This window comes from Psychrobacter sp. MF31, from assembly GCF_012847335.1.
Taxonomy (GTDB): Bacteria; Pseudomonadota; Gammaproteobacteria; order Pseudomonadales; family Moraxellaceae; genus Psychrobacter.
In genome coordinates, this window is the sequence record NZ_JABBDX010000004.1 from 85,362 (window position 1) to 107,854 (window position 22,493).

The 22,493-nt window shown below is 45.9% G+C and carries 17 protein-coding genes; 1 reads left to right on the top strand and 16 read right to left on the bottom strand.

Features of this window, described 5'->3' with window-relative positions; translation table 11 throughout:
• Positions 1-40 precede the first annotated feature (40 nt).
• From rapZ to mazG, 7 genes are all read right to left on the bottom strand, one after another.
• Positions 41-979 (bottom strand): RNase adapter RapZ, encoded by a 939-nt coding sequence (gene rapZ / locus HF322_RS06695; protein ID WP_223193207.1) that lies wholly within the window; start codon positions 977-979, stop codon positions 41-43.
• A gap of 35 nt (positions 980-1,014) precedes the next feature.
• Complete coding sequence (gene panC, locus HF322_RS06700; protein WP_169392641.1) at positions 1,015-1,899, bottom strand: pantoate--beta-alanine ligase; 885 nt, start codon at positions 1,897-1,899, stop codon at positions 1,015-1,017.
• A gap of 35 nt (positions 1,900-1,934) precedes the next feature.
• Complete coding sequence (gene panB / locus HF322_RS06705; RefSeq protein ID WP_169392642.1) at positions 1,935-2,744, bottom strand: 3-methyl-2-oxobutanoate hydroxymethyltransferase; 810 nt, start codon at positions 2,742-2,744, stop codon at positions 1,935-1,937.
• Positions 2,741-3,286 (bottom strand): 2-amino-4-hydroxy-6-hydroxymethyldihydropteridine diphosphokinase, encoded by a 546-nt coding sequence (gene folK / locus HF322_RS06710; protein WP_169392643.1) that lies wholly within the window; start codon positions 3,284-3,286, stop codon positions 2,741-2,743. The genes panB and folK overlap by 4 nt, the downstream gene beginning before the upstream one ends.
• The gene (pcnB, locus tag HF322_RS06715) at positions 3,283-5,301 is read right to left on the bottom strand and encodes a polynucleotide adenylyltransferase PcnB (RefSeq protein ID WP_169392644.1); all 2,019 of its coding nucleotides are present in this window, start codon (positions 5,299-5,301) and stop codon (positions 3,283-3,285) included. The genes folK and pcnB overlap by 4 nt, the downstream gene beginning before the upstream one ends.
• A gap of 172 nt (positions 5,302-5,473) precedes the next feature.
• Entirely contained in the window at positions 5,474-5,773 is a 300-nt protein-coding gene (locus tag HF322_RS06720; protein WP_223193208.1) for a ComEA family DNA-binding protein, read from the bottom strand.
• Positions 5,774-5,849: 76 nt separating this feature from the next.
• Positions 5,850-6,740, bottom strand: coding sequence for a nucleoside triphosphate pyrophosphohydrolase (mazG, locus tag HF322_RS06725; protein WP_169392646.1), 891 nt, complete (start codon positions 6,738-6,740; stop codon positions 5,850-5,852).
• A 141-nt stretch (positions 6,741-6,881) separates the two neighbouring features.
• Between mazG and HF322_RS06730 the strand changes: the two genes are divergently transcribed.
• Positions 6,882-8,369, top strand: coding sequence for a phosphomannomutase CpsG (locus tag HF322_RS06730; protein WP_169392647.1), 1,488 nt, complete (start codon positions 6,882-6,884; stop codon positions 8,367-8,369).
• A gap of 82 nt (positions 8,370-8,451) precedes the next feature.
• On the opposite strand, the gene HF322_RS06735 is transcribed toward HF322_RS06730, so the two are convergent.
• The 9 genes from HF322_RS06735 to HF322_RS06775 form a co-directional block, all read right to left on the bottom strand.
• A complete protein-coding gene (locus HF322_RS06735; protein ID WP_169392648.1) occupies positions 8,452-9,807 on the bottom strand; it encodes a UDP-glucose/GDP-mannose dehydrogenase family protein in 1,356 nt (451 codons plus the stop codon).
• Between the two features lie 42 nt (positions 9,808-9,849).
• Entirely contained in the window at positions 9,850-11,520 is a 1,671-nt protein-coding gene (gene pgi, locus HF322_RS06740) for a glucose-6-phosphate isomerase (protein WP_375138532.1), read from the bottom strand.
• Positions 11,517-12,404: a UTP--glucose-1-phosphate uridylyltransferase gene (locus tag HF322_RS06745; RefSeq protein ID WP_188211234.1), complete on the bottom strand. Its 888-nt coding sequence runs from the start codon at positions 12,402-12,404 to the stop codon at positions 11,517-11,519. Before HF322_RS06745 ends, pgi begins: the two co-directional genes overlap by 4 nt.
• Positions 12,405-12,458: 54 nt before the next feature.
• Positions 12,459-13,508, bottom strand: coding sequence for a UDP-glucose 4-epimerase GalE (gene galE, locus HF322_RS06750; protein ID WP_188211235.1), 1,050 nt, complete (start codon positions 13,506-13,508; stop codon positions 12,459-12,461).
• Positions 13,509-13,634: 126 nt separating this feature from the next.
• Positions 13,635-14,513, bottom strand: coding sequence for a succinate--CoA ligase subunit alpha (sucD, locus tag HF322_RS06755; RefSeq protein ID WP_169392652.1), 879 nt, complete (start codon positions 14,511-14,513; stop codon positions 13,635-13,637).
• Positions 14,514-14,610: 97 nt separating this feature from the next.
• Positions 14,611-15,780 carry an ADP-forming succinate--CoA ligase subunit beta gene (sucC, locus tag HF322_RS06760; RefSeq protein ID WP_169392653.1) on the bottom strand — a complete coding sequence of 390 codons (1,170 nt, stop codon included), beginning with the start codon at positions 15,778-15,780 and terminating at the stop codon, positions 14,611-14,613.
• A gap of 126 nt (positions 15,781-15,906) precedes the next feature.
• Positions 15,907-17,358: a dihydrolipoyl dehydrogenase gene (lpdA, locus tag HF322_RS06765; protein ID WP_169392654.1), complete on the bottom strand. Its 1,452-nt coding sequence runs from the start codon at positions 17,356-17,358 to the stop codon at positions 15,907-15,909.
• A 136-nt stretch (positions 17,359-17,494) separates the two neighbouring features.
• The gene (gene odhB / locus HF322_RS06770) at positions 17,495-18,736 is read right to left on the bottom strand and encodes a 2-oxoglutarate dehydrogenase complex dihydrolipoyllysine-residue succinyltransferase (protein WP_169392655.1); all 1,242 of its coding nucleotides are present in this window, start codon (positions 18,734-18,736) and stop codon (positions 17,495-17,497) included.
• 132 nt (positions 18,737-18,868) lie between these two features.
• Positions 18,869-21,715, bottom strand: coding sequence for a 2-oxoglutarate dehydrogenase E1 component (locus HF322_RS06775; protein WP_169392656.1), 2,847 nt, complete (start codon positions 21,713-21,715; stop codon positions 18,869-18,871).
• Positions 21,716-22,493 lie beyond the last annotated feature (778 nt).

The following is a 22,493-nucleotide window of genomic DNA, read 5'->3' on the forward strand; positions in this document are numbered from 1 at the left end:
AACTACCCTTTTAAACTGAATTTATTAATGTTCGAAAAACTTACCAGCGGCGTTTTTCGCGATGCTTGGCAACCACCACTAGCGAATTTGGTAAATCTACCAGCATTTTAGCAAGCTGCTCGGTGACAAATACTGAGCGGTGTTTGCCGCCGGTGCAGCCAATGGCAATGGTGACCGTATGGCGGTTGTTGTGCAAAAACTCTGGCAGCCAGCGCTGCAAAAACGTGCCGATATCGCGCGTCATCTCACTAACTTCTGGATAATCGGCAAAAAAATCGCTCACACTGTCATCAAGACCCGTGGCAGCGCGCAGTGCAGGATTCCAATGCGGGTTGGGCAAAATGCGAACGTCAAACACAAAATCGGCATCAATAGGACTGCCATATTTAAAGCCAAACGACAATAAATTCACCACGACTCTATTGTCAGCACCAATATGCTCGCGAAGCCGCTCTTTTAACTGGTGAATATTAAGTTTGCTGGTGTCAATCTTAATATCGGCGCAATAAGCAATGGGTTCAAGCAGCTCCGCTTCTTTTTCAATGGCGGTGGGCAAATTGTAAGCAGGCTCAAGAAGCGCGGTATTTGAGGTTGCCATCAAAGGATGAACGCGGCGGGTAGCGTTAAATCGTGCCACAAGCGTGCTTTCTTGAGCGGTGACATAAATCACCTGAACTTGATGCTCGCCATACGCTTGCTTAAGGGCCTGATAAATATCAGCAAATTTGGATAAATCGGCGCGCGGTGAGCGAATATCTACGCCCAACGCAATTTTACAAACGCCACTTTCGCGAGTTAGCTTAAAAGCAGCATCCGGAACCAATGCCAGCGGCAAATTGTCAATCGCGTAATAACCCAAGTCCTCAAGCATATTGAGTACCGAGGTTTTGCCCGACCCTGAGCGCCCTGAGATCACCAAAATGCTGAGCTTATCGTCATCACAATGAAAATTTGCATTGCTAGTGCTTGAATTTTCCATGGCGCTTGTCATCCCTTTTTAATAAAGATCATCACTTACGATTGAGTGACGATCAAGTTGTCTAAAAGTCGCGCGCGACCCAATTTTGCGGCAACTAAAATCACAATCGGCGCGTCATTTTGAAAGACGTTCGAAGCCTTTTCGCTTGCAATGGGTGCTAAAGTCGGTGATTTAATCTCTAAATAATCTACCAAAAATCCGGCTTGATTGAGCTTAGTTTTACTATCATCAATCAGCTCATTTAATGATTTTTTCGAAGAATTGTCTTTTAATTGTTCAGCTAAATTCTGCAATTCTTGCTGTAATTTTGGCGCGATTTTGCGCTCATCAGCTGTTAAATATTGATTTCGCGAGGACAACGCCAAGCCATCGTCAGCGCGGATGATCGGCGCGGCAATAATTTCAATCGGATAGCTTAAATCGAGAACCAACTGCTTAATAATTGCCAATTGCTGATAGTCTTTTTGACCAAAAATGGCGATATTTGGGGCAATGATGTTAAACAGTTTGCAAACCACAATACCAACGCCATCAAAATGGGTGGGTCGCGATTGACCGCAAAGCAGCTTGGCAATGTCGCCGGTGAGCACTTGCGTTGGCGGCGGCATGACCGGATACATCTCATCAACGCTTGGCGCAAATACCAAATCTGCGCCAACCCTTGCAAGCTTTGCCACATCGTCATCAAGCGTTCGTGGATAGCTGTCAAAATCCTCGCCAACGCCAAACTGCGTTGGATTGACAAAAATGCTGACCACGACAATATCGGCGCGCGTTTTAGCAATTCTTACCAATTCTAAATGACCCTCGTGAAGGTTTCCCATCGTTGGCACAAGGGCAATGGTTTTGGTGGCGCGACTTGGCAATAAATCTTGCTGAAGCGCTTTAATTTGGTGGTAAATTTTTGGGGAATTGCTCATGGTTTAAAACATCACTATCTTAAAAGCCGTATGAATTAAGCATCATTGCTAAATTGGTGCTGACTTTGCGGAAAATTGCCCGCGCGAACTTCGCTTTGAAATAAGGCAAACGCGCCTTCAATGCTGCGAGCGTCATTTTTGGGATCGGTTAAAAAGTCACGAACAAATCGTGGGGTGCGACCGTGAGTCATTCCAAGCATGTCGTGCATCACCAAAACTTGACCGTCGGTGTCCGCGCCTGCGCCAATGCCAATGACCGGAACGCTGACCGCTTCGGTAACGGCTTTGGCAACCTCACTTGGAACGCACTCTAACACCAGCATTGCCGCGCCCGCCTCGACCACGGCTTTAGCATCGTTTAAGAGCTTGGCTGCCGCGTCCGTTCCGCGACCTTGAACTTTATAACCGCCAAACACGTTGACCGATTGCGGCGTCAATCCTAAATGAACGCAAGTGGGCGTTCCGGCGTGAGCAAGCGTGCTGATCAGCTCGCAAAGCTCAAATCCGCCCTCAACTTTAATCACATGAGCGCCGGCTTGCATCAGCGTTCGGCTGTTGGCAACCGCCTCATTTAATAGCGCGTAACTCATAAATGGCAAATCAGCTAAAATGAGCGCCTCGCTGTTGGCGCGAGCAACGTTTGCCGTGTGATATGCCATGTCAGCAACGGTGACCGGCAAGGTTGAATTGTGACCTTGAACCACCATGCCAAGGCTGTCGCCAATCAAAATCGCGTCAATCTTAGCTCGCGCCATCATTCGCGCAAACATTGCATCATAGCAGGTCAAACAGCTAAATTTGGTTCCGGACTTTTTAAACTGTGATAAAGTGGCTAACGTGGTCATAATTTACCTCGCTGATCGGCGTCGCAGATTCGGTGAATGCCGCTTAGATTTTGGCTCTCAGGATAACTGCTGATGGGAGTGCCATTGATGATAAGATTCGGTGCAATTTCAATCAGCGGCACAAGGACAAAATTGCGCTCGGTAATCCCCAAATGCGGAACAATCAATCGCGGCTCATGAATCTCTTGGTCACCAAACAATAGAACATCAACATCTAAGCTGCGCTCGCCCCAATGCCGAAGCCGCTCGCGTCTTGCATCTGTTTCAAGCGCTTGGCAAACATCAAGGAGGGCAATCGGCGTCAAGTTTGTTTCAAAGCCAACCACTGCATTGACAAAATCCGGCTGGTCTTGAGGTCCCATTGGGATTGAGCCATAAAAAGAGGACGCAACCAAATTTCGAATTTGGCTATTGGCTTTAAGCTTAGCAATGCCGCGGGTTAAATGCTCAATCGGCGTTCCAAGCTCATTGGCTAGATTGCTGCCAAGTCCTAAATAGCACTGAGTCCAATTTTGATTTGGCGTTTGGCTTTCAGCACTCATGATACGCCCCACTTTTTTTGCTTGATGCGGGCGGCAGGCTCGTCACTGCTTGGCGCTCGGCGGCGGCGCGTGGCAGGAATGGCGCCTTTATTATTGCTCATATTATCGTTAACTTGAGCATGCTCATTTGAACGATCAGCATTTGCTTTTGCGTTAGAATCAACTGCATTTTTTGCTTGGTTTTCAGCGTCTTTGGTAACCGCTGCTTTTTTTGAAAATTCTGCTGCAATATCAGCTTCCGGTAAGCTTTTAACAACGACGCGCGGCTTGTTGGCTTTTTCACGAACCGCAAGAACATCACTGCTTGGCGCTCGGCGGCGGCGCTGACTGGGAACAGCATCACTGGTTGGTGCAGGCTTTGGCGCAGTGGCGGAATAGCGTGGTGGCTCTTTTTCGCTATCTTTTTTACTTACTGGCGCACGATCAACCTGAGAGATTTTATTGTTCTCATATTGGCTGTTTTCAGGTTGGTTGTTTTCAGATGGGTCGTTTTGCAACGTGCCTTTTTTACCGGTTAAGCTTTTTTGCAACGGTGGCACAACGCTTTGATGCTCAATCACAAATAACGGCTTGGGATGCGCCGCACTTTTTTGAGTGGGCAGCGCCAATTGATGCAGCTGATTTAGTTCGCTTTTGTCTTGATTACTGGGCTGATGCTGCGAGCGCTGGTGATGAGCCGTTTTTTCAGCAGCTTCAAAGTTGCTTACGCCGGATTTGACCTCAACGCTTTCTATATTCTCATTTTGTTTTTGCCGGTTGCGGTTGCGACCACGTTTTTGAGCGCTGCGGCGGCTGTCATCAAAGCTTGCGATGGCTTTTTGTTTTTGCTTGTCGCTAAGCAATTGAAAATTTTGCCACCATTCGCCCATGCCGTTGGTCGACTCGGACAACGGGTGTTCGCTATCGCCGCACTCCTCACGAAGTAATAAAAAATCAAAGCCGGCACGAAAGCGTGGGTGCTCGGACAATCCTTCGATTTGCTTGGCTTTTGGCGCGGCAAGTCGCGGCTGAAGCAGCCAAATATCGCGGATAAATTGCTCGGCAAACTTTGGAATGGCGGTTTTTATCCGTTGGCGATCAATGACTTTGCTAGCGGCTTGCAATTGCGCTTCAGCAAACGGCATGTTGCGCTTTTTAAATTTTTCAAGCTGATATAAATAGTTTTCCCAAAGCAGCGCGGCATAAAAAAACGCCGGATTGATGCTTTTGCCGGCTTTGATGCGCTTATCGGTGTTAATAGCCACTTGCTGAACCAATGGGCTTGGGGCTTTTGGTGGATAAATAACCAAATGCTCAATCGCACCGGATTCAAATAATAAGGGCAACAACGGCACCAAATAGCCGCCAGTGAACATCTTTTGCGTTTCATCATAAAGGCGGTGCGGCGAGATTTGCTCAAGAAGCGCCCAGTTTTCAGGTCGAAATTGACGGGCAAGCGCCTCATCAAATTCAAATCCCAATTTGGCTTTAAATCGCAGCGCTCGAAGCAGCCGAACGGGGTCTTCTTCAATTCGGGTTTGCGCGTCCCCTAAAAGACGGATGATTTTATGGTTAATATCATCAATCGCCCCGCAAAAATCGTGAACGACGCCGGTTAACGGCTGATAATATAAGGCATTGATTGAAAAGTCGCGTCGGGCAAAGTCCTGCTTGATATCGCCCCAAACGTTGTCACGAATAAGCATACCATCTTGGGTAATGTTGGCGTCGTTTTTGGGCGGCGCGCGAAAAGTTGCCACTTCAATCAAGTCGCGACCTGAATACACGTGAGCGAGCTGAAACCTGCGACCAATAATCCGGCAGCGCTTGCCAAACACGTCTTTGACCTCATGCGGCTTGGCGTCGGTGACAGCATCAAAGTCCTTAGGCTTAAGTCCAAGCAGGGTATCACGGACGCCGCCGCCCACGATAAATGCCTCAAAACCGGCTCGTGCCAGCGTGGCAATCACTTCAATGATGGAATTGGGTAATTCAGATTTGTGTAACGCTAACTGCTTGGCGGCGCGCTCGGCCATGCATCTACTCCTTGCCGGTCAAAACCGCATGATGGATCAGCTCTGCGCATAGCAGCAGCGCCTCAGGCGGATGTCAGCGCTAGTTTAACAAATTTTACGCGCCACGTGTGATCTTGCCGCATCAGTCATGTTAAATCTTTTAGGTGTTTTTTAACCAGCGGCTTGGTATTGTTTAGCGAACTCGCAGCCGCGAGCGGTTTTTTTCAATGGTTTTGACACCGATGCCTTTCACCTTTGCTAAGTCATCAATGCTATTAAAATTGCCAAACATCTCACGGTATAAAATAATCGCTTGCGCTTTGCTGCTGCCAATCCCATGAAGCGATACCAATTCGGCTTCGGTTGCCGTATTGAGGTTCACCAGCGCCGATTTTACCGCTTGCTCTGCCAAGTTTTCTTGGCGAATTAACTGCTGATAAGCATTTTTTGGGTCGCCAAAACACATAGCGGCAAGGCTTATTTTCGGCGTCATCAACATCAATGATAAACACAATAAAAACGCGGTTAATGAAAAAGCAGAAAATGAAAAAACGGGCAGCGAAAAAGTTTTAGTCCTTTTCATAACGTTTTGCCGCTTGCCAAAGCTGCTCCATTTCAGAAAGCGAGCTGTCCTCAAGGCTTTGATTGAGCTTTAACAACTCATTTTCAATAAAACCAAACCGCGATTTAAACTTATGAACGCAAGTTAACGTTGCCGCTTCGGCATCTAAATCAAGCTTTCTTGCGATATTGACCAAAGCAAAAAAACAATCGCCAAGCTCTTTTTCAATCACGGACTTGTTGGCTTTAATCTCAGCTTTGGATTTGTTTTCAATTTCGGCTTTTAGCTCGCCTATTTCCTCATCAAGCTTATCCAGTGCGCCGCTGACGCCCTCCCAATCAAAACCAAGCTTTGAGGCTTGTTTTTGCAATTCTTGAGCTTGCATGAGTGCGCTTCCGGCTTTGATATTGTCCAATCGACGTTTGGGCTTGCCGCGAGCGGCTTTGACGGCGTTTTCTTCGGCTTTAATTTCATCCCAACGTTCTTTCACTGCCGCATCATCGGGCAAATTGTCCTTATCAAACACATGCGGATGACGGCGAATCAGCTTTTCTTGCAGCGTTTGGATGACGTCATTTAGATCAAAACGGTTTTGCTCAGCATAAAGCTGACAATGAAAAATCACTTGCAAGAGGACATCACCAAGCTCACCTTTGATGTCCTCGTCGTCATTATCTTGAACTGCCTCGGCAAGCTCGTAAGCTTCTTCAATCGCGTAGGGAATCAAGCTTTGGTTGGTCTGCTTTTTATCCCAAGGGCAATCAGCACGAAGCCTTGCCATCAATGCGATTAAATCGGTAATCTCGCCTGTGGCGGTTGGCGCTCCCTCTAAAGGTGCAGGAACGCGAACGCTCGTTTTTGGATTATTTTGAGAGGTTAAAGCGTGAGTCTTGGTCATAATATCGTCCTGATTTCGTTGCCATCATAGGCGGCGCGGCAGGGTTAGTGTATCATTAATCGGTACAAAATTTAGCCCATCATATTTAGATTAACCAACAGTATTTATTCTAATTTTTTAAAAAAAAATAAAGGAGGTTTAATGACCACAACTCAGCACTTTTCAAAACCCGAGCCGCAATTTGAGCCGCGATCCATCACCTCATTTAAAGCTTATGACATTCGCGGTGAGCTTGGCGTCAATCTTGATGAGGACATTGCTTATCGCATTGGTCGCGCCTTTGCACAAATCTTGGCGGCGCGATTAGACGATGATCATGATGACAATAACAATATCGAAAATAAAGCCCTAAACCGCTGCATTGTCATCGGCTGCGACATTCGCCCCTCAAGTGAAGCGTTAAAAGCCGCCACCATTTCGGGCATTGTTGACGCAGGCATCGATGTGATTGATTTGGGAATGACCGGAACGGAAGAGGTTTATTTTGCCACCAGTCATTACCAAGCACTTGGCGGCATTGAGGTGACGGCAAGCCATAACCCGATTAATTACAATGGCTTAAAGCTGGTTAAAGAGCACTCAAAGCCGATTAGCGCGGATGACGGTTTGGCAGAAATTCAAACGCTTGCTGAGTCGGGAAACTTTGCTAAACCTACCAAGCTTGGCACTATTCAATTAAAAACTGATAAAACGGCTTATATTCAGCATTTACTGACCTTTATTGATGCTAAAAAGTTAAAACCGCTTAAACTGGTTATTAATTGCGGCAACGGCAGCGCCGCCCCTGTTGTTGATTTATTGGTTGACAACTTACAACAACAAGGCGCGCCCCTACAAGTTATCAGGCTGCATCATGAGCCCGACGGCAGCTTTCCAAATGGTATTCCGAACCCCATGATTTTGGAAAATCGCAGTGCCACCCGCGATGCCATCATTGAAAATAACGCCGATTTAGGCATTGCCTTTGATGGCGACTTTGACCGCTGCTTTTTGTTTGATGAAACTGGCAATTTTATCGATGGCAGTTATATCGTTGGTATGCTCGCGCAAGCGTTTTTACAAAAGCATCCGAGTGAGTCCATCGTTTACGACCCACGGGTGATTTTTAACACCGAAGCCGTCATTGAAAAATTTAATGGTAATGGCGTATTGAGTAAATCAGGACACTCCTTTATCAAGCAAAAAATGCGCGACGCCGGCGCGATTTACGGTGGTGAGATGTCCGCGCATCACTACTTTCGCGACTTTTTTTACTGCGATAGCGGCATGATTCCGTGGTTGTTGACCATTGAGCTGTTATCCACAAGCGGTAAAACGTTATCCGAGCTTGTCCACCAATACCTTGATGACTATCCAAGCTCAGGGGAGCTGAATTTTCGCTTAACAGACAGTGACGCCCCAACCATTATCCATGACATTGAACAGTATTTTGCCGCTCAAAATCCTGAAAAATCAACGCTTGATGGCTTAAGTCTTGATTTTGACAACTGGCGCTTTAATTTACGAGCATCAAATACCGAGCCGCTTATCCGCTTAAATATTGAAGCTAAAGGCAATCTTAAGTTACTTGAAGAAAAAACGGCAGAACTGGTCACTTGGCTTAAAGGTCGCGGCGCAATTCCTGCCTAGACGCTTTTATAAGGTCATTATGAAAAAACCGCCCAAGACAATTTGAGCGGTTTTTTAACGCTTTTTAGCAGATTCATTTCGATTATTTACTGCGACCAAGACCGATATACTCACCAACCAAGTTATCAATTTGCGCGCCCGTTAACACGTTTTGGGCGTCAAATACTGGCAAACCAGATTGGTTAAGCTGAGCAATGTCCATGGGCTCTTGATGAGAAACGCTTAATAAAAACATTGCTTGGGCGCCCTGAATACCGTCATAAGGTGAGTCGATAATCTCAAGCAGCGGCTCATTTGGATAGCGCGCTAGCAGCTCGCCTTTTGCTTTATCCGTATAAACGCGCGTTTTGATGTTATACGACCAAAGCAGCGCCAATAAGGGATGGATGGCAGAGTTTGCCGTTCGCCCTGAGTCGGCTTTATAGCTTGCACCCCAAATCATCACCGTTTTATTGTCGATAAAACCATCAAAATATTGCCAAAACTTGCGAAAAATCAGCTCTTTTTGGTCGTCATTGATATGAATGACCGACTTGATCAGCGGCATCGCAATCTGGCAATCCGCGCTTGATTGCTGCAAAGCTTCAAGCTCAAGCGGCAACGTATTGCCGCCAAATCCCCAACCGGCGGTCAAATAACTGCCACCAACCCGATCATCAAGCCCCATGATTTGGCTGACCTTTTGAATATCAACGCCGTTAACATCGGCAAACCTTGACATCTCATTCATAAAGCTAACACGGGTTGCAAGCATTGCCATAATACTGCTTCGCGCAAACTCAATGGTTGCAATATCGGCGTGATGATACGCTTTTGCTTGCTGCATTAAGGGTCGCAAAACATTAAGGCGACCGCTGCTGTTTGGCGTTTTTTCTCCCAATAACCAAAGCATTGGGGTGAGCATGGAGCTAAACGCTGCGCCATCTTGCAAAAATACAAACGGCACATAAAACACCCAAGCTCGTAGCAATTTTTCAGCAAAAGCGCTAACTTGACCAATTTTTGCCGTTCCGCTTAAAATAATCGGGCTTGATTGCTGCTGACTGTGGTTAAACGCGGTAATCCATGTGTCATCTGACCAGTGAGGTTGAATACTGTTTAAAAACAACCAGTAAAGCTCAACCGATTGACCTTGGACGGCTGAATTTTCCAGTTGATAACGGTCAATAACGGCAGTTGCCTCATTTGGCAACTCAAAGCATTCAAGCTGGTTTTGGCTAGAATAAAGCTGCCAAAGCGCTTGCAAATGATGCTCAAAACTATATTGACCAAGCGTTTTATGAAGCTCTGATAACTTGGCAAACAAGTGAACGCGCTGATTGAGGCTCGCGAGTACCACAGCTGTGGTAATGGCATCGATGCTATGACCAATGATAATGCAAACTTTGGAGTCAGAAGCAGTTGCTATTGCATTTGGCGCCAATTGTGAATAAGGCATAAGCTGACCTTTTAAAGGTTAAAAAACATTGCGCTCAGAGTGTTAAGACAACTTTTGAATTTGGTCTAACAGCTGATTGGTCGAGCCATCAAACGGACGGTCATCTTGACTGAGCGCTTGATAAACCGATTCTGCCATCTGTTTTCCCATCTCAACGCCCCATTGGTCAAACGGGTTAATGTCCCAAATGCAAGCCATCACATAAACTTTATGCTCATAAAGCGCAATGAGCGATCCCAAGCTTTTTGGCGTCAGCTCATCAATTAAAATCGTCGTTGAGGGCTGATTGCCGCGATAATTTTTAAATTTATCGGTAACGCAAGCCATTGCGGTATTTTCCACGGCGGCATTGCCAAACGCAAGCACGCGGCTTTGCGCCAGGCAATTTGATAGCGCAAGCTCATGTTGATGCCGCAAGGTAGCAAACTTTGCCTCATGACTGTAATGACGAACGCAAGCAATAAAATCGCAAGACACCTGCTGAGTGCCTTGGTGCAAGAGCTGATAAAACGCATGCTGAGCATCTGAGCCAATCTCGCCCCACAAAATCGGGCAAGTATTGTAATCAACTTTTGCACCTTCATGGGTGACTGATTTGCCGTTACTTTCCATCTCAAGCTGGGTTAAATAGCTTGGCAAATATGCAAGTCTGCCATCATAAGGCAGCACGGTATGGGCATGGATTTGTAAAAAACTGCTGTTCCAAACGGCAATAAGACCCAGCAAAACAGGCAAGTTTTCTGCAAAATCGGTCGTTGCAAAATGCTCATCCATCTCGTGAGCGCCAGCAAGCAAGTCGTAAAATCTTGGCACCCCAATCGCAATGGCAATCGCAAGTCCAATGGCTGACCACAGCGAAAATCTACCGCCAACCCACTCCCAAAGCTCAAGCTGATGCTCAGGGTGAATGCCCCAAACGCTCATTTTCTCATGATTGGCAGAAATACCAATAAAATGACGCCGAAGCACGCTTTGCTTTGACCCTGACAGCGTTGCTGCGGTTGTGAGCAGCCAGTTGAGCGCCGTTTCGGCGTTCGATAGCGTATCTACAGTGCCAAAGGATTTGGATGAAATGATAAATAATGTCGTTTCTGGATTGAGCCATTTGAGCAAATTATCGAGCTGACTGCCATCCATGTTCGACACAAAATGAACGTCAATGTCGCTATCTGACCATTCATCAAGCGCCGCGCTTGCCATTAACGGTCCTAAATCTGAGCCACCAACGCCGATATTGACCACATCGGTGATCGCTTTTCCTGAAAAGCCGCGCCAAGTGCCACTGCGAATGCGCTCGGATAAATGCTCAACCTTAGCCAAACTTTGATGGATGTCTTTGACCACATCTGTGCCCTCAACCAAAAGGCTTGCAGATTTGGGAAGCCTAAGGGCGGTATGAAGGGCGGCGCGCTGCTCACTGGTATTCACCTTGATACCGCTTAATAAATCATCAATTTTACGCTTTAATCTGCTGTCATCAGCAAGCGCTAACAGATGGTTGAATACCTCCTCATCAATACACTGCTTGCTATAGTCCAAATATAAGGACAAAGCCGTGGCTTGAAAGCGCTTAGCACGAGTCTTATCTTGGTCAAAAAGCTTGGGCAGTGACCACGTTTTTTTGGCTAAACACTCAAGCGCTGACCAATGCGCACAGTCGCGCGCACTTAAAGGCTGCGCTCCTGATTGAGCTGATAATGCTTTGCTCATCATTGATTGCCCGCCAATTGCTGCTTAGCAAAATAAATAAACGCCTGCATATAAGACGTCATGTCGCCGGCATCAAAGCTGTCCCCTGTCATTGTCGTCACTTGAACGCCTGAGGTACTAATTAACGCATCAATGGCATCGGTCAGCTGAATCTCACCACCAACGGAGGGCTGAGTGGTTGCCAAATAATCAAAAATACGGTTGTCAAATACATAACGCCCAACCACAGCAAGCCTTGATGGAGCATCTTTTAAGTTTGGTTTTTCAACGAATCCTGCCACACCAAAGCTTTTATTTTTCAATAGTTTATTTTGGTTGATTGTTGGCGCTGACTGACCCTCACAAAGCTTTGCAATGCCATATTTATGAACGTCGCTATCGGCAACTTGATCGACCAAAATTTGTGATTGCTGATTATGGTTAAACGCATCAATCATAAATGCTAAGTTATCTTGGCTTAAATCCGTGATAAAAGGATTGAGAACCACATCTGGAAGCAGCACCGCAAAGTTATGATCGCCAACAATCGGTCTTGCGGCAAGCACCGCATGACCAAGCCCCAATGGCTTTCCTTGGCGAATCATCGACACGCTGACATCACTTGGCAGCCAGTTTAAACTGTCAGCAAGATCGTCTTTACCTTTTTGGCGCAATTGGGTGTCAAGCTCAGCGTTCACATCAAAATAGTTTTCAATGGCGCTTTTTTGCGCGTGCCCCACCAAAATAATATGCTTGATGCCAGCGGCAATCGCCTCTTCGATCACATAATGAATGGCAGGTTTATTACCAAGCGGTAGCAGCTCTTTGGGAACAGATTTGGACAATGGCAGCATTCTTGTGCCAAAACCCGCCACGGGAATGACGGCATGAGAGATAGAAGTGGTCATAATTTTTGTCATTAGTTATTATCAAAAGTTCGTGATGGTTTAAAAATTAACATTTTATTTAGAGCGATAGCCTTGCGGGTTGCCCTTTTGCCAACGCCAAGCATCCGAGCACATTTGCTCAATGTCGAGATGGGCTTGCCAGCTAAGCAAATCTTGAGCTTTCTCACAACTTGCAAAGCAGCTTGCAATGTCGCCAGGGCGTCTATCCGCCATAGTATATGGAATATCTTTTCCGGTCGTTTTGGCAAAGGCAGCGACCAGTTCCAATACCGACGTCCCTTTTCCTGTACCAAGATTTATAGGAACAAAACCGATAGATGAGGTTTGCTTATTTAAATAATTCAGCGCTGCCACATGACCTTCAGCAAGATCGGTCACATGAATAAAATCGCGAACCCCTGTACCATCGATGGTCTCATAATCGCCGCCAAAAATACTCAGCCTCGGTAACTTACCAACCGCCACTTGCGAGATAAACGGCATCAGATTATTGGGAATGTCATTGGGGTCTTCGCCAATTTGCCCTGAGCGATGCGCGCCTACCGGATTAAAGTAGCGCAAAGAAATTAGATTCCAAGTTTCGTCTGAAACGGTTAAATCTTCCAAAATATGTTCAATCATAAGCTTACTTTGACCATATGGATTGGTGCATGATCGCGGGGCGGTTTCATCGATAGGCAGTGTTTTTGGATCGCCATAAACGGTAGCCGAAGAAGAAAACACGAGGTTTTTAATGTTAAATTCATTCATGACTTTTAATAAAGTCACGGTTCCGGCGACGTTATTGTCGTAGTATTTAAGTGGTTTGGCAACCGATTCGCCAACTGCCTTTAATCCGGCAAAATGGATCACCGCACTAAATTCGTGATCGCCAAAAACCTGTTTTAATGCCACCTCATCTCGAATATCACCTTTGATAAAGGTAATAGGATGGTCGATTAATTTTGAAACCCGGTCAACAGCTTCGCTTTGGCTGTTTGAGAGGTTATCATAAATAACGACTTCGTATCCTGATTGATGCAGAGCAATACAAGTATGCGAGCCAATATAGCCGGCGCCGCCAGTAACAAGAACCTTTTGGGATAATTCTGAATTTTTGGTCATGGTTGTTATCATTATCATAAAAAAAGACACCCCTATTGTAGAGGTGTCTTTTATCGATAGCAAGATGATATTAAAAACAATAGTTTGCTTGTAAGTTAATACTCAACTCCTATCTTTGCAAGGAAATTATTCCCAGCCAGTCACTTCTTTAAGTTTTTCGCCAATTTTTGATGGATCGCGAGTATAAGCGATACCAGCATCTTCAAAGGCTTTAAACTTATCTTCAGCAGTACCTTGACCACCAGAGATGATCGCGCCAGCGTGACCCATACGTTTTCCTGCAGGAGCAGTTACGCCTGCAATGTAACCTACAACTGGCTTGGTAACGTTTTCTTTGATGTAAGCTGCCGCTTCTTCTTCAGCAGTACCACCGATTTCACCGATCAAGATGATCGCTTCAGTTTGTGGATCGTCTTGGAACAGTTTAAGCGCATCAATTTGGTTCATACCAGGAATTGGGTCACCACCAATACCGATACAAGTGGACTGACCAAAGCCAAGCTTGGTGGTTTGAGCAACAGCTTCATAAGTTAAAGTACCAGAGCGTGAGATGATGCCCACTTTTCCTGGCAAATGGATGTGACCTGGCATGATACCGATTTTGCATTCGCCTGGTGTGATCACGCCTGGGCAGTTTGGACCAACCATTTTCACGTCGCCCGCTTCTTCGATGTAACGCTTAGCTTTTAGCATATCAATCGTTGGAACGCCTTCAGTGATCACTACGATCAATTTAACGCCCGCATCAACCGCTTCGATGATTGAATCAAGAACAAAAGGTGCTGGAACGTAGATGACAGAAGCGTCAGCGTGAGTCGCTTCCATGGCTTCTTTCATGGTATCAAAAACTGGCAAGCCAAGATGCGTTTGACCGCCTTTTCCTGGGGTTACGCCGCCAACCACTTTGGTGCCGTATTCAATGGCTTGTTCTGAGTGGAACGTGCCGTTTTTACCAGTAAAACCTTGAACCAATACTTTGGTGTCTTTATCAATTAATACACTCATTATGTTTTCCTTAATCTGTTGTCTACTAAAGCGGACAGCTTATTGGTTTATTGAATATCAATAAAAGATTTAAGCTGCCAACTTTATAATAAGAGGCTTATGCTTTTTTAACAGCGTCAACGATTTTTTGCGCCGCGTCTGATAGACCTTGGGCTGAAATCAGTTTCAATCCTGACTCTTCAAGCAATTTGGCGCCTTTTTCAGCGTTGTTGCCTTCTAAGCGAACAACCACAGGAACTTGAACGTTCACTTCTTTCACCGCTTCGATGATCGCTTCAGCAATCATGTCACAGCGAACGATACCGCCAAAGATGTTGATCAACACGCCTTCAACGCTGCTGTCCTCAAGGATGATTTTGAACGCTTCAACCACGCGCTCTTTGGTTGCGCCGCCGCCAACGTCAAGGAAGTTAGCTGGTTTGCCGCCGTAAAGCTTGATGATGTCCATGGTTGCCATGGCAAGACCGGCACCGTTCACCATACAGCCGATGTTACCTTCTAAAGCAACGTAGTTAAGATCAAATTCAGAAGCTTTTAGCTCGCGCTCATTTTCTTGAGACTTGTCGCGAAGCGCTTCAACTTTTGGCAAGCGATAAAGGGCGTTTGAGTCGATACCGATTTTGCCGTCAACACAAACGATTTCGCCATTTTCGCGAACGGCAAGTGGGTTGATTTCAAATAGGGCAAAGTCGTTGTCAACAAACGCTTGATAAGCGCCAGTCATTAATTTTACGAACTGGTTGATTTGTTTGCCTTCTAGACCAAGTTTGAAAGCCACTTCACGAGCTTGGTAAGGCATTAATCCTACTAATGGATCAACGTTTACTTTGAAGATTTTTTCAGGCGTTTCTTCAGCAACTTTTTCAATCTCAACACCGCCTTCAGTCGATGCCATGAAAGTGATTCGGCGTGATGAACGGTCAACAACGGCGCCAAGATAAAGTTCAGTTTTTACAGGATACATGTCTTCGGCAACAAGAACGAAGTTTACCGGTTGTCCTGCAGCATCAGTTTGGTAAGTAACCAAGTTTTTACCGATTAATTCTTCAGCAACTTGCTTGGCTTCTTCGCGTGATTTAACAAGTTTTACGCCGCCTGCTTTACCGCGACCACCAGCGTGAACCTGAGCTTTGATAACTGCGATATCGGTTGGGGTTTTGTCAAAAGCTTCAGCAGCTTCTTCGCCATTATGAGCGATGATGCCTTCTTGAACTGGCAATCCGTAGCCTTTTAATAGCTCTTTTGCTTGATACTCATGTAAATTCATTGATTGTATCCTTTATTTTTTGATAAAAGTAAATGCTAAGCTTGCGTGAATCAATCGCAAGCTTTTGAGGAGCGCTTTTGGTCAAACTACAACCAAAAGCGCCATCATCAATTTAAAACCATTGATTTATTTACGGCGTTTACGCTGAATGGCGTGAATGGCACGACCATCGGCTGAAAGGGCAGCTTCGTGAACGGCTTCTGAAACGGTTGGGTGAGCAAACGTCATTAATTGCAGATCTTCGATGCTTGAAACAAATTCCATCGCAATCATACCTTGATGAACGATGTCGCCTGCGCCAACAGAAATGGCATGCATGCCAAGTAAGCGATCAGTTTTGGCATCAGCAACCACTTTGATGGTGCCTTGAGCTTCACTTTGAGCCAAAGCGCGACCGTTAGCGGCTAGGCTAAACGAGCCGGTTTTAACTTCATAACCTGCTTCAGTAGCCGCTTGTTCGGTTAAGCCTACCCAAGCAATTTCTGGATGCGTGTAAATGACGTTAATGATCGTGTCATAGTTCACTTGCGCTTTTTCGCCATGAATGCGCTCAACCGCCATCATGCCTTCTTCCATGGCTTTGTGAGCAAGCATTGGACCGCGAACCAAGTCACCAATGGCATAAACGCCATCAAGGTTGGTTTTGCATTGGTCATCAACGTCAACCAAGCCGCGTTCAGTTAAGTTAATGCCGCTGTCTTCACCAAGAAGTTTTTCAGCATAAGCTCGGCGACCCACACAAACGATCAGCTTATCAAAGCGCTCCTCGCTTGTTTCGCCTTTGTTTTCGCTGGTGACCACAACTTCATCACCTTGAACTTCCGCTTTAACCACTTTGGTATCAACACGAATGTCAAGACCTTGCTTTTTAAGTAGTTTAGCCGCTTCTTTTGAAATGTCTTTGTCAGCTGCCGCTAAAAAGCTTGGAAGCGCTTCATAAACGATCACTTCGCTACCAAGGCGACGCCAAACTGAACCAAGCTCAAGACCAATAACGCCGGCACCAATCACGCCTAAGCGCTTAGGAACTTCAGTGAAATCAAGGGCGCCTGTTGAATCAACGATACGCTCGCCATCCGTTCTCGCCACAGGGATCTCAACAGGGATTGATCCTGACGCTAAAATCACATTTTTAGCAGTGATGGTAGTTTCGCTGTCATCACTTAGAGCAGTAAATTTGATTTGTTTGTCAGCGCCTTTACCATCAACAAGCGTTCCCCAGCCTTGAAGCCAGTCAACGCCATTGCCTTTTAATAGTGCTGCAACGCCACCGGTTAACTGCTTGACGATACCTTCTTTACGCTCGATCATCTGATTGATGTCGATGCTCACATCCCCGGTGCTAATGCCGTGCTCGCCAAGCTCGTGCTTGGTAGCTTCAAAGCGGTGTGAGCTGTCAAGCAAGGCTTTTGATGGGATACAGCCGACGTTTAAGCACGTGCCGCCAAGCGCCGGTTCACCTTTATAAGTGCGCTTTTCAATACAAGCCACGCTCATGCCAAGCTGAGCGCCGCGAATGGCTGCCTCATAGCCACCAGGACCGCCGCCAATAACGACGAGATCGTAATTGTCTTTCATAATCGTCTTCCGTGGTTCAATGTTCAATTATTTTTTAAACAATCATTACTAAAGTAATGATCAGCAACCTTACCGCTTAAGCGACTAAGTTGCTAAAAAGCTTGCATCAGTGGATATTGATGCAAGCTTTTTAAAATTATAGATCCAATAACAGCATTGCTGGGTCTTCGATAAGCTCTTTGATGGTGACCAAGAACTGAACGGCTTCTTTACCATCGATCATTCGGTGGTCATAAGATAGCGCTAGGTACATCATTGGTAAGATTTCAACTTTACCGTCAACTGCCATTGGACGCTCGTTGATTGCGTGCATACCAAGAATCGCAGTTTGAGGTGGGTTCAAAATCGGCGTTGACATAAGCGAGCCAAATACGCCGCCATTTGAAATGGTGAACGTGCCGCCTGTCATATCTTCAATGCCAAGCTTGCCTTCTTGAGCGCGCTTGCCAAACTGACGAATCGTGCCTTCAACGTCAGCCATGGTCATGCGATCGGTATCGCGAAGGATTGGCACGACAAGACCACGATCAGAAGATACGGCAACGCCGATATCATAGTAGCCGTGATAAACGATGTCATCACCATCAAGTGAAGCGTTTACTGCAGGGAAGCGTTTAAGGGCTTCGGTGGCGGCTTTTACGAATAAAGACATAAAGCCAAGACGAACGCCATGACGCTTTTCAAAGCGGTCTTTGTATTTGGCGCGAAGGTCCATCAATGGCTTCATGTTCACTTCGTTAAACGTGGTGAGCATGGCAGTATCTTGTGAGGCTGACAATAAACGCTCAGCAACACGCTTACGAAGGCGGGTCATTGGAACGCGTTTTTCGCTACGCTCGCCAGTGGCTTCTGCTACAGGGCGACCACTGTCAGTTGTGATGCTGCTGTCAGCTTTTAGCGTTGGGTTTGCCATGTCAGATTTGGTAACGCGGCCGCCGCGACCTGAACCTTCAACATTGCTTGGATCAACGCCAGACTCTTTAGCTGCTTTTCTGACCGCTGGGCTTTGATCTTTGTGGTCTTTTTCTTCAACATGAGGCGCTGCTGGACGGTTTGGCAAATCGCCGTAACCGGCTTGCTCGGGCGCTTTTTCAGCAGGCGCTTCGCTTGAATCGGCAGCAGAAGCGCTGGCGCTTGCCGTTGCACCCGCTTCAAATTCAGCGATTAATTCGTCTGATAATACAGTGTCATCAACGTGTTTTACGATTTTAGTAACAACGCCATTGTCAGGAGCAACAACTTCTAAAACCACTTTGTCGGTTTCGATTTCGGCAAGTAAATCATCACGATTAACTTGTTGACCTTCGCTCACGTGCCACTCAACGATGGTACCATCAGCAACAGATTCTGGAAAAACGGGGGCTTTAATTTCAGCCATCGATATACTCCTTAGAGATAAATTGAACGATATTTATGAAATTTTAAAACCGCTTTAACATCTTTGACAGAAGTCCTGCCAAAAGTAATCGTTTGATGGTAAAGCGGTCAGAGTTTATTAAATTGCTACTGCTTATTTTGCTAAGTCGTCCACAGAAATACCAAGACCACCGGCAACAAGCGCTTGCTGCTGCTGAATGTGAAGCTTTGATGATCCAGTTGCAGGAGCGGCACTGGCAGGACGCGCGACAGGATCAAGCAAACGAGCTTTGGTTGGATGCGGGATCACAATGCGGAACATATCAGGAGCTAAGTAATACCAAGCGCCTTGATTTAATGGCTCTTCTTGCGTCCAAACGATCTCAGCTAAGTTTTCGTATTTGCTGATCTCTTGATTGAGGCGCTCTTCTGGCAATGGGTAGAGCTGCTCAATACGAACAATCGCCACATGATCAAGACCTAAAGCACGGCGCTGCTCAAGCAAATCGTAATATACTTTACCGCCACAAAGCACCAAACGCGTTACTTTGCTGTTATCTAAAGTATCAATCTCTGGCAATACCGTTTCAAACTTACCATTAGCAAGCTCTTCAAGTGTCGAAGTTGCAAGCTTATGACGCAGCAAGCTCTTTGGTGACATGACAATCAAAGGCTTACGGATTGGTCGGATGGCTTGACGACGTAACGCATGGAAGATTTGAGCAGGTGTTGTTGGGGTGATGACCTGCATGTTATCTTCAGCACAAAGCTGCAAGAAGCGCTCAAGACGAGCTGAAGAGTGCTCAGGACCTTGACCTTCAAAGCCGTGCGGTAAAAGCATCGTCAAACCACAAACGCGTTGCCATTTGGTCTCGCCGCTTGAGATAAACTGATCGATCACCACTTGAGCGCCGTTAACGAAGTCACCAAATTGAGCTTCCCAAATGATCAAAGCATTAGGAACGGTGGTCGCATAACCATATTCAAACGCAAGCACTGCCTCTTCTGAAAGCAAAGAGTTGTAAGTGGCAAAGCGCGCTTGGTTTTCGCTCATATGGGCTAATGGCACATACATGCTGCCATCATTGATATTAAACAATTCGCTATGGCGATGCGAGAACGTTCCACGACCAACGTCTTCACCGGTGATACGAACTAAAATATCGTCTTCAACTAAGGTGGCATAAGCTAGCGTTTCAGCAGCGCCCCAGTTTAAAGGCTCTTCGCCCGTTTGCATGGCAAGACGCTGCTCAACCACTTTTTGAACTTGGCGCTGAAGCTTAAAGCCTTCAGGGAGTTCTGCCATTTTTTTGCCATAAGCTTTTAGCTTTTCGATATCGATGCTGGTATCCCAGTCATCTTCAAGATCATGACCTAAATATGGCGTCCAATCAACGAACAGGTCCGTGTTTGGCTCAAGCACTAAAGAGTTGACCACATATTCACCGCGATCTAAAGATTCACGGTATTCATCTTCAAGTTTGGTGGCCTCATCATTACTGATCACGCCAGCATCAACCAATTTTTTTACATAAATGGTTCGTGTGGTGGGCAGTTTTTTGATGACCGCATACATAAGCGGCTGAGTGGCTGACGGCTCATCGGCTTCGTTGTGACCATTACGGCGGTAGCAGAACAGATCGATGATGATGTCTTTGCCAAATTCATGACGGTAATCAAGGGCAAGCTGAGAGGCGAAAATAACTGATTCAGGATCATCACCATTCACGTGCAAGATTGGCGCGTGAACCATTTTGGCAACGTCAGTACAATACTCGGTTGAGCGAGCATCTTCTTGGCGGCTGGTGGTAAAGCCAACTTGGTTGTTAATGACGATATGAATCGAGCCGCCTGTGGTGTAGGCGCGCGTTTGCGACATCTGGAACGTTTCTTGAACCACGCCTTGACCTGCAAAAGCAGCATCACCGTGAACAACGATTGGCAAAACTAAATTACCCGTCGTATCATTGCGGCGAACTTGACGCGCACGGACTGAGCCTTCAAGTACGGGTGAGACGATCTCAAGATGCGATGGGTTAAAAGCTAGCGCTAAGTGAGCCTCGCCGCCTGGAGTCATGACGTTTGATGAATAACCGTTGTGGTATTTAACGTCGCCTGAGCCTCGTTCTGGCTGAACTTTACCATCAAACTCATCAAACAAATCGGCAGGGTTTTTACCTAAAATGTTCACTAATAGGTTTAAACGACCACGGTGAGCCATGCCGATAAGCATCTCTTTGGTGCCGTAGCCGCCTGCGCGCTGAATGATCTCGTTGACCATTGGAATAAAGCTTTCGCCGCCCTCAAGACCAAAACGCTTAACGCCAGTATATTTTCGCGCCAAGTATTTTTCAAGACCTTCAGCGGCGGTCAGGCGCTCAAGGATCGATAAGCGCTTTTCTTTATCAAATTCGATATAACCAAGGTTTGACTCAAGGTATTTTTCCATCCAACGCTTTTCAGTGCTGGTGGTCACGTGCATGTATTCAACGCCGATATAACGGCAATATACCCGCTCCATGATCTCGATAATTTCGCGAAGCGTGGCTTCTGATTTACCAATATTCAGATCGCTAGTTGGATAAACGGTATCTAAATCTGCTTCAGATAAGCCATGATAAGCCAGCGTTAAATCTTCAACTTCAGCGCGAGGGTGCAGCTCTAAAGGATCAAGATTGGCGCGGCGATGACCACGGCGACGATACGCCGAAATCAATTGCTGAACTGCCATTTGCTTAGGATCAGCGCAGTTTGCGCTTGAGGTGATCTCACCATCTACGCGCTTATTGGCAGTTTGATTGCGCGCCAATAATAAGAACTGATCTTTAATGGCATTGTGCGGTGCATCATTTGGCGACTGATACTGCTTAAAGTACGCTTGCCAATCTGCATCGACGCTATCCGGATCGCTTAAAAACTGCTCGTAAAGGGACTCAATATATAGGGCGTTATCACCAGCAAGCTCAGTCGCTGCGGCTGGATCTTTAGTTATACTATTCATAATAACCGTCTATTTGATAGATAAATGAATGGAGTTGGTCGTTGTTATGATCAAGAGTAAGATTGGCGGCGGCATCAGTGATAATCGGAATGATGAGGACAAAAAGGCGTGGCTAATTTGGCAACCCTAAAACAGATCGCAAGTGTGCTGCCTAAATTAAAGGCAATCCATCGAGCAATCTATTGACCAAGCCTGCCAATAGTGATGTCTTTTACTTTGTGCCATAAAAAAAGCGAGCTTTTACGATGCCACTTTTAAAGCCTCAAAGGTCATTCCCTGACGAAAAATGCGGTTTTTTATGCCAAACGTACATTGCTAACTAGGGTATCACGGTTGAATTTCTTGACATAGTTTGTTTGTTCAATACTAGGTATTTATGTAATAAATACTCATTATCAAAATCATCACCTTTGATAATAAAAGTTAGCCACGGTATTATCAGCCAGCTCATCTTTAAATTCAACCAGAAGATACCAATCCTTTAAGCTTTGTAAGATACGGGCAAAATAATCCCGATAATTACCGCTAAAATAAGATTTTTAAGCAAAAATCTCATTAATTATTGTTTCAATAAATCAATGAGCTTAATTGGCTTATCTTTTTTGATTTCAAAGTTCGCAGCTAATCGCCTAAAGCGCTTTTATAAACCCCGCAATATTATAACACGGCTCATCGCGCTTTTTTTATAAAGAACTTTTGATTTGCGCAAAAAAAGCCAAAAATTTTTCCATTTTCATAAAAAAATCGCCTCGATAAGGAGACGATTTTATTAACTTTA